Annotated in this window: 9 protein-coding genes; 8 read left to right on the forward strand and 1 reads right to left on the reverse strand. The window is 65.9% G+C overall.

What is annotated here, in order from left to right:
- The first annotated feature begins 15 nt into the window (after positions 1–15).
- The gene (locus ACDP63_RS23440; protein WP_256233630.1) at positions 16–276 is read left to right on the forward strand and encodes a hypothetical protein; all 261 of its coding nucleotides are present in this window, start codon (positions 16–18) and stop codon (positions 274–276) included.
- Positions 277–543: 267 nt separating this feature from the next.
- Here the strand turns inward: ACDP63_RS23440 and ACDP63_RS23445 are convergent, their stop codons facing one another.
- Positions 544–1,041, reverse strand: a complete 498-nt coding sequence (locus ACDP63_RS23445) for an RrF2 family transcriptional regulator (RefSeq protein WP_024846101.1) — start codon at positions 1,039–1,041, stop codon at positions 544–546.
- Positions 1,042–1,185: 144 nt separating this feature from the next.
- On the opposite strand from ACDP63_RS23445, the gene ACDP63_RS23450 reads away from it, so the two are divergent.
- From ACDP63_RS23450 to ACDP63_RS23480, 7 genes are all read left to right on the forward strand, one after another.
- Positions 1,186–2,835: an ABC transporter ATP-binding protein/permease gene (locus ACDP63_RS23450; RefSeq protein ID WP_024846100.1), complete on the forward strand. Its 1,650-nt coding sequence runs from the start codon at positions 1,186–1,188 to the stop codon at positions 2,833–2,835.
- Positions 2,832–4,469, forward strand: coding sequence for a thiol reductant ABC exporter subunit CydC (gene cydC, locus ACDP63_RS23455; RefSeq protein WP_409928732.1), 1,638 nt, complete (start codon positions 2,832–2,834; stop codon positions 4,467–4,469). The genes ACDP63_RS23450 and cydC overlap by 4 nt, the downstream gene beginning before the upstream one ends.
- A 124-nt stretch (positions 4,470–4,593) precedes the next feature.
- Positions 4,594–6,204, forward strand: coding sequence for a cytochrome ubiquinol oxidase subunit I (locus ACDP63_RS23460; RefSeq protein WP_024846099.1), 1,611 nt, complete (start codon positions 4,594–4,596; stop codon positions 6,202–6,204).
- A 5-nt stretch (positions 6,205–6,209) separates the two neighbouring features.
- Positions 6,210–7,373 (forward strand): cytochrome d ubiquinol oxidase subunit II, encoded by a 1,164-nt coding sequence (gene cydB, locus ACDP63_RS23465; RefSeq protein WP_024846098.1) that lies wholly within the window; start codon positions 6,210–6,212, stop codon positions 7,371–7,373.
- Positions 7,374–7,387: 14 nt separating this feature from the next.
- A complete protein-coding gene (gene cydX, locus ACDP63_RS23470) occupies positions 7,388–7,525 on the forward strand; it encodes a cytochrome bd-I oxidase subunit CydX (RefSeq protein ID WP_074991410.1) in 138 nt (45 codons plus the stop codon).
- A 122-nt stretch (positions 7,526–7,647) separates the two neighbouring features.
- Positions 7,648–8,085: a hypothetical protein gene (locus tag ACDP63_RS23475; RefSeq protein ID WP_024846097.1), complete on the forward strand. Its 438-nt coding sequence runs from the start codon at positions 7,648–7,650 to the stop codon at positions 8,083–8,085.
- Between the two features lie 224 nt (positions 8,086–8,309).
- Complete coding sequence (locus ACDP63_RS23480; RefSeq protein ID WP_409928733.1) at positions 8,310–8,492, forward strand: hypothetical protein; 183 nt, start codon at positions 8,310–8,312, stop codon at positions 8,490–8,492.
- Positions 8,493–8,568: the final 76 nt, after the last annotated feature.

An 8,568-nucleotide genomic window follows, 5' to 3' on the forward strand; every position in this document is an offset into this window, starting at 1 on the left:
AGTTCCTGGTCTTGTATGCGGGGGGTGTGGGTCTGCTCATGCCCTCCAGCTACCATACTGGATTCACAAGATGAATCCCTCACAGGATTTGTGCAACAGAGCCTATCAAAACCCATCCCGGCCGAGTTCGGCCTCAACGGGCTCTTCTTTCGCTATGAGCACCATTTCGTCTATTGGCGGCATAATCTCTCGAATGGCGATATCGGTATCGTGACCATCCTGCATGAAAGCATGCACCAAATTGACCGCTTTCGGGATGACTTCGGTTCGGGCTGACGAGTTGGTTTTCAAATGGGCGTCAGATTTGCGCAGCGTTTCGCAACCATCACGCCGGGGCGGACACTGGCACGGGGAAGGGTAAGGAACTAGAGCCATTCCCTCCGGCCCTTGGCGACCGCGGTGTGATAGGCTAGCAGCTAGGCGGGCAGGGCGCGCCGGAACCAGAACCTGGCATCGCGCAGGCGCTGAGCCAGCGCATTCCGATCATGAGGGAGGTCAGCAAAGATCGCATGGCCTGCGGCGCGACCATCCCGGCCGCTGCGGTTAGCAATGCGCCAGCGCGGTGGGTGCACTGCCATCGCGCGTCTTGCAGCGGGTCTGGAGCGTGGACCGCAGGTCGAGCAATGTTTCAAGCCCGCAATTGCCCTTCACCAGATCCTTCAGCGTCACCATGTCCAGTTCGTGATAGAACGCCTCGACCGCGCGGGCGATAAACCCGCGCAGGCGGCAGGTTTCGGACAGCGGGCAGGTGTTAGACTGCGGGTCGAAACATTCGGCAAAGGGCATGCCGCTTTCAAAGATGCGGAACACCCGGCCGATGGAAATCCGTTCCATCGGTTGGGCCAGCCGCAACCCGCCCGACCGACCGCGCAGGGTTTCGACGAAGCCGTTTTCCTGCAACAAATGCACCACCTGCAACAGATGGTTGGCCGAGGCGTTGCAGCGTTGCGCGATTTCGGCGGTGCGCACGATCTGTCCGTCATTGACCGCGCAGAACATCAGAACGCGGGTGGCAAGGTTCGTGCGGGTGGTCAGGCGCATGGCAAAAGTCTTATCCAGGGGGTGGTTTTTACGTTGATGTTACATTTCGTGCCGGCAGAACATGATCTGGATCAGATCGCGGCGGCGCTTTGGGATATAACTTGCATCTGAAAGATGGGTTTATCGCCGGGGACGCCAGGGACAATGGCCAAGACACATAACCTTGACCGGCTGATCGTGCCTGTCCGTGCCCCGATGCGCTGGCTTGCGGCGCTGTCGGTGGCGGGCAATCTGATCTGGCCGGTGCAGGCGGCTTTGGTTGCCGGGGCGATCGGCGCGGCGGTCAGCGGGGCGGTCGGCGGGGCACTGGCCGATCCGGCGCTGATGGTTGCGGGCTATGTGGCGTTGGGTCTTGTGCGCGCCGGGATCGGCCTGCTGGCCGACCGGAAGGCGCAGGGGCTGGCGGAAACCGTGATTTCGGGCCTGCGCGCGGGGATCGTGGATCAAGAGGCATGCCGCAGCCAACAGGGGGCGGGCGTGGGTGCGGGGGCCGTGGCCGCACTTGCGGCGGAAAAGCTTGAGGCGCTGACCCCTTGGCTGGTCCGCTATGCCCCCGCACGGGCGCGGGTCATGGTGGTGCCACTGGTCATCTTGGCGCTGGCCTTCTGGTTTTCCTGGGCGGCGGGGCTGATCCTCCTGATCTCGGGTCCGCTGATCCCGGTCTTCATGGCGCTGGTGGGCCTTGCAGCGAAAGAGGCCAGCGCCCGCCAGATGGCCGAGATCGGCAGCCTGAACGACCTGCTGGTCGACCGGCTGGGGGCGCTGCTGGATATCCGTCTGCTGGGGGCGTCGCATGCGGTCGAGGCGGGCTTTGCCGCGCAGGCGGGCGATCTGCGGGCGCGCACGATGGCGGTGCTGCGGCTGGCCTTTCTGTCGTCAACCGTGCTGGAACTGTTTGCCGCGATCGGTGTGGCGATGATGGCGGTGTTCGTCGGCTTTTCGCTGTTGGGCGAGCTGTCCTTTGGCACTTGGGGCGTGCCGCTGTCGCCGGCTGCAGGCATCTTTCTGCTGCTGCTGGCGCCGGACTTCTATCAGCCGCTGCGCGATCTGGCCGCCGCCTGGCATGACAAGGCCGCGGCCGAGGCGGTGGCGGATGAGCTGGCCGATTGGCGCAATCAGGATGGGGCGGCATTGCCGGGGCAGGGCGCGCGCGTTCCGCCGCTGGGCGGGCCTGCGACCATCGCGCTGACGGGCTGCGTGACGGGCCACGGCCTGCGGCTGCCAGACATGGCCATCGCCGCGGGCGAGGCGGTGGCGCTGGTCGGGCCTTCGGGGGCGGGCAAGACCTCGGCGCTGCGGCTGATGGCGGCGCTGGATCTGCCCGCGAAGGGCCGGGTGCGCGTCGCGGGGCAGGATCTGACCCCTGATCTGGCCGATGTCTGGCGCGCGCGGATCGGCTGGATGCCGCAGCGGGCGAGTTTTCTGAACACCTCGCTGCGGGGCAATGTCACGCTGGGGCGCGCGGGTGACATCGGGGCGGCGATGAAGGCCGCGGCGGCGCAGGCGGTGGTGGACCGGCTTCCGCGCGGGTTGGGTACGATCCTGGGCGAAACAGGAGGCGGTCTGTCGGGGGGCGAGGCGCGCCGCATGACGCTGGCGCGCGCGCTGTTCGGTGCGCCCGACGTTATCCTGGCCGATGAGCCGACGGCGGATCTGGATGCCCAGACCGCAGATGCGGTTGCCGAGGGGCTGCTGGCGGCGCGGGCGCGGGGCGTCACGCTGGTGATCGCAACCCACGATATGGACCTGGCGCAGCGGATGGACCGGATCATCCGGATCGGGGGGCGCGCATGAAATATCTGGTCCGCATCCTGCGCCTGATCGCGCGCGAACAGCGCCCGGCGTTGGCGCGCGGGGCGGCGCTGTCGCTGGTGGTTCTGCTGATGGGGGTGGCGCTGCTGGGCTTGTCGGGCTGGTTCATCACCGCGGCGGCGGCGGCGGGGCTGGCCGGGGCGGGGGCGGTCTTTGACGTCTTCCGCCCCTCGGCCATGGTGCGCTTTCTGGCGCTGGGGCGGACGGCGGCGCGCTATGGCGAACGGCTGCTGACCCATGACGCGGTTTTGCGCGGGCTGGAAAGCCTGCGGCTGGGGTTGTTGCGCGGGGTTTTGCGCGCGCCGCTGGACCGGATGATCCGGCTGCGCGGGGCGCAGGTGCTGAACCGGCTGACGGCGGATGTCGATGCGCTGGACGGTTTGGTGCTGCGGCTGGTGTTACCGGTGGCGGCGGGGGCGCTTGCGCTGCTGATCAGCTTTGCGGTGCTGTGGTGGCTGGTTGATCTGGCGGTGGCGGCCTGGATGCTGCTGGGCTGGCTGGTTGGTGCGGGGGCGGTTTTGTGGCACATGGGCCGGCAGGCCCCGGCCCCGTCACGCCGGATCGAGGCCGCCACCCAGGCCTTCCGCAGCCGGCTGATCGACCTTGTGCAGGCGCGCGACGATCTGGCGATCTATGGCCTGTTGCCGCGCCAGCAGGCCCAGACGCTGGCGGCCGAAACCCGCCGGTTGCCGCTGCGCCGGGTGCTGGACCGGGCCGACCGGCGTGCGGGCGCCGCGCTGATGGCGGTGTCAGCGCTTGTTTCGGGCGGGGCGCTGTGGATCGGGCTGCGGCTCGCCGAGGCGGGACGGATCACACCCGCCGCGGCCGCGATCGGCTTTTTCACGGCGCTGGCGTTGTTTGAGGCTGCCGCGCCGCTGCGCCGGGCGCTGTCCGATCTGGGGCGCATGACCGATGCGGCCCGCCGCATTGCCCCGGCGCTGGCCGATCCGGTGCCGCCGCCCACGTCGCCCGAACGCGCCACGGCGCGGCTGATCTGCACCGATTGCGCCGTGACGCGCCCGGACAGCACGGCGCCGATTCTGGCCGGGGTCAGCCTGGCCGTCGGCCCCGGTGAAACCCTGGCACTGACCGGGCCAAGCGGGGTCGGCAAATCGACGCTGCTTCTGGCGCTGGCCGGGCTGCACCCGCTGGCGGGCGGCGCGATCACCCTGGGCGATCGCCCGCTGGACCAATGGTCCGAGGTGGCCTTGCGCGCCAGTCTCGCGCTGTTGCCGCAACGATCCGAACTGCTGACTGGATCGGTGGCCGAAAACCTGCGCCTTACGGGCCCCGAGGCCAGCGATGACGACCTTTGGGCCGTGCTGGAGGCGGTGCAGTTGGCGCCCCTGCTGCGCCCGCGCGGCGGGCTGGACCTGCGCATTGGCCCGCGGGGGCAGGGGCTTTCGGGCGGGGAGCGGCGGCGCTTGGCGCTGGCGCGGGTGCTGGTGCGCCGCCCGGCTGTCCTGCTGCTGGATGAGCCGACCGAGGGGCTGGATGATGCGACCGCGCGGGCGGTTCTGGCCGGTGTGCGGCGGACCCTGCCCGATGCCGCGCTGGTCCTGGCCTCGCACCGCCGGGCCGAGGTGGATTTCGCGGACCGCCGCCTTGCGCTTTAAACTTGTGGCGCAAATGCAGCTTTATTGACGCAGATCAAAGCCAGACCTCGGCGGCGGGCTTACATTCCGAAATCGTAATCTGTTCACGACATGGGCGCCGCCCGTGTATTCTGGAGCGTAAGATATGGATTTCGGCATCGTCGAGCTGTCGCGCCTGCAATTCGCGATGACAGCGATGTACCACTTCCTCTTCGTGCCGCTGACCCTGGGTCTGTCGATCCTCGTGGCGATCATGGAGACGGTCTACGTCATGACCAACCGGCCGATCTGGCGACAGATGACCAAATTCTGGGGCACGCTGTTCGGGATCAACTTTGTCCTGGGCGTGGCCACTGGCATCACCATGGAATTCCAGTTCGGCATGAACTGGAGCTATTACAGCCATTATGTCGGCGACATCTTCGGCGCGCCGCTGGCGATCGAAGGGCTGATGGCCTTCTTCCTGGAAGCCACCTTCGTGGGCCTGTTCTTCTTTGGCTGGGCCAAGCTGACCAAGGTGCAGCACCTTGTGGTTGCCTGGCTGGTGGCGATCGGGTCGAACTTTTCGGCGCTGTGGATCCTGATCGCCAATGGCTGGATGCAAAACCCGGTGGGCGCCGAATTCAACCCCATGACCATGCGCATGGAGATGACCGATTTCTTCGCCGTCGTCTTCAATGAGGTGGCGCAGGCGAAATTCGTGCATACCGTCTCGGCGGGTTATGTGACCGCGTCGGTCTTTGTGATCGGGGTGTCGGCTTGGTATCTACTGAAGGGTCGTCACAGCGAACTGGCGCGCCGGTCGATCACGGTGGCGGCGGCCTTTGGCTTGGCCTCGGCCTTTTCGGTCGTGCTGCTGGGCGATGAATCGGGTTATTCGGCGACCCACAGCCAGAAGATGAAACTGGCCGCGATTGAGGGCATGTGGCACACCGAACCCGCGCCGGCCAGCTTCACCGCTTTCGGCTTCCCCGATCAAGAGGCGCGCGAAACCCATTACGCGCTGCATGTGCCCTATGTCATGGGCCTGATCGGCACCCGGTCGCTGACCACCGAAATTCCCGGGATCAGCGAACTGGTGGCCACAGCCGAGGACCGCATCCGGTCCGGCATGATCGCCTATGACGCCCTGATGCACATCCGTGAGGCGCGCGACCAGTCCGACCCGGTCGAACTTGCCCGGTTCGAGGAACATTCCGCCGATCTGGGCTTTGCCTTCCTGTTGCGCAAATATGTCGATGATCCGCGAACCGCGACCGAAGAGCAGATCAAGATGGCCGCCGATGATACGGTGCCGACGGTCTGGCCGCTGTTCTGGGCGTTCCGGATCATGGTGGCGCTGGGTTTTGGGTTCATCGCGACGATGGGCTATTTCTTCTGGCGCGCCTCGTTCCGGCAGATGCGCTATCCGCGCTGGGCGCTGCGCATGGCGGTGATCATGATCCCCGCGCCTTGGATCGCGGCCGAGATGGGGTGGTTCGTGGCCGAATTCGGCCGCCAGCCCTGGACGGTGGACGGCATCCTGCCCACTGCGCTGTCGGTTTCGGCTTTGTCGGTGACCGAGGTGGCGCTGACGCTGGCGGGCTTCATCCTGTTCTACACCGTGCTCTTCATCATAGAGATGGGGCTGATGCTGAAATTCATCCGCAAGGGCCCCTATCAGGATGTCGAGGAAACCGAAGCCTGGGTGGCGCGTCATCAGGCGCGGCTCTCGGGGCGGCGCAATGCCGATGCCATCGCCCAACCTGCGGAGTGACCGACATGATCTTGCATGAATTCATGAGCTATGAGCTGCTTCGCGTCATCTGGTGGCTGCTGCTGGGGGTGCTGCTGATCGGCTTTGCGCTGACCGACGGCTTTGACATGGGGGTGGGCGCGCTGATCCCCTTTGTGGGCCGGACCGATGTGGAACGGCGCGTCGCGATCAACACCGTCGGCCCCGTGTGGGAAGGCAACCAGGTCTGGTTCATCCTGGGCGGTGGCGCGATCTTTGCCGCCTGGCCGCCGCTTTATGCGGTGTCCTTCTCGGGCTTCTATCTGGCGATGTTCGTGGTGCTGGCGGCCTTCATCGTGCGCCCCGTCGCGTTCAAATACCGCTCCAAGCGCGATGATCCGCGCTGGCGCAATGCCTGGGATTGGGCGCTGTTCACCTCGGGCGCGGTGCCGGCGCTGCTGTTCGGGGTGGCGGTCGGCAATGTGATCCAGGGCGTGCCGTTCTATTTCACCGACGATCTGCACACGATCTATGAGGGCGCCTGGTATGCCAAGTTCATCGGCCTGCTGGACCCGTTCTCGATCCTGGCGGGGCTGGTGTCGCTGGCGATGCTGGTGATGCATGGCGCAGCCTGGCTGACGGTCAAGACCGAAGGCGTGGTGCAGGCCCGCGCGCGCGCCATCGGTTCGGTTGCGGCGCTGCTGGCGGTGGCGTTCTACGCGCTGGCCGGGGTTTGGATGGCGCTGGGCGTCGAGGGGTTCCGCATCGTGGGCGATTATGCCACCGGCGGCCCGTCGAACCCGCTGCATTTTGAGGTCGAGCGCACGGCCAGCTGGCTGACGGCCTATGCCGACCGCCCCTGGATCGCGATTGCGCCGGTCATGGGGATTGCCGGGGGGCTTTTGACCTTCGCCGGCCTGCGCGCAGGGCGCGAGGTTTCGACGCTGCTGTTTTCCAAGATGGCGATCCTGGGGGTGATTTCCTCGGTCGGGCTGACGATGTTTCCCTTCATCATGCCCTCGTCGCTGGACCCGCGGTCGTCGCTGACGGTCTGGAACAGCTCGTCCTCGCATCTGACGCTGTTCATCATGCTGGTCTGCGCGGTGATCTTCATGCCGATGATCCTGGCCTACACCGCCTGGGTCTACAAAGTCCTGTGGGGTAAGGTGACCGAGGCCGATGTCTCGGAAAACTCCCACTCTGTCTACTGAGGAAGGAACCGCCCATGTGGTATTTCGCCTGGATCCTCGGCCTGCCGCTGGCCGCCATCTTCGCCGTGATGAACGCGATGTGGCTTGAGCTGAAGGAAGACGAAAAGATGCTTGGCGGGTCAGATCCCGACAGCCGTCGAACCCTGCGGTAAATCCCCCGCAGGCCCCGCGTGGCGGCGACAGCGTCCCGTTGCCGCCACGCATTTATGATTGCGAAAGGCAGGTGCGATCCGCCTTTCGTCCGGTTTCCCAACACGCAAGACAGGAGATTTCCATGCGTAAACTCGCCGCTGCCACACTGATCGCGGGCTTGGGCCTTGCCGGTGCCGCCCAGGCCGAAGGGCCGAACAAGCTCTTGACGATCCTGACCGCGCCCGAACCCCAGACCCAGCTGATGGCGATGGTGTTGACGATGAACGCCATCGGGGCCGGGGCCGAGGCCGAGGTGCTGCTGTGCGGTCCGGCCGGGGATATCGCGCTGAAAGAGGCGCCCGCAAGCGCGACCGAAGGCCAGCCGCCCAAGGGGGCAAGCCCGCAGGGCCTGCTGAAGACGATGATCGAAAAGAACGGCCTGAAGGTGCAGGTCTGCGCGATCTATCTGCCCGGCAAGGGCGCGGATGCCAGCATCCTGATGGACGGCGTCACCGCCGCCGCCCCCGATGCGATGGGCGCGGCCATCGTGGCGCCGAATACCACGGTCATGAGCTTCTGATCGTCCCAAAGCCATCGGCGGCGCGCCTGCCGACCGATGCGACGAAAACGCGCAGGCCCCGCAAGGAAATCGTAACGGGGCCTGTGCCATAGAAGGGTCCTTCGCCCGTCGGGGTTTGACTTGGGTGGGGCGGGTCGTGTGAAACGTGTCAAAGTGATTTCTCAAATTGTCGTGATCCATGCTAGGCTGTAAGTGATGACGCAAAAAGGCGAAGGGGGGATGCGATGAAGCCGAAGGTTACAGCACTGCTGGCCGCCATGGTTCTGGCATGCGCCGGGCCTGCCCTTGCCCAAAGTTCGTCGCAGCCCCCGGCCCAGGCGCGCGGGGTCACCACCGATCATTCCAAGCTGAAACCCCTGATGCGCGACTTTGCCTCGGGCCCCGGCTCTGTTGCACAAATCCTGTGAGGGATTCATCTTGTGAATCCAGTATGGTAGCTGGAGGGCATGAGCAGACCCACACCCCCCGCATACAAGACCAGGA

Source organism: Paracoccus sp. P2 (assembly GCF_046335115.1).
Lineage (GTDB): Bacteria > Pseudomonadota > Alphaproteobacteria > Rhodobacterales > Rhodobacteraceae > Paracoccus > Paracoccus pantotrophus.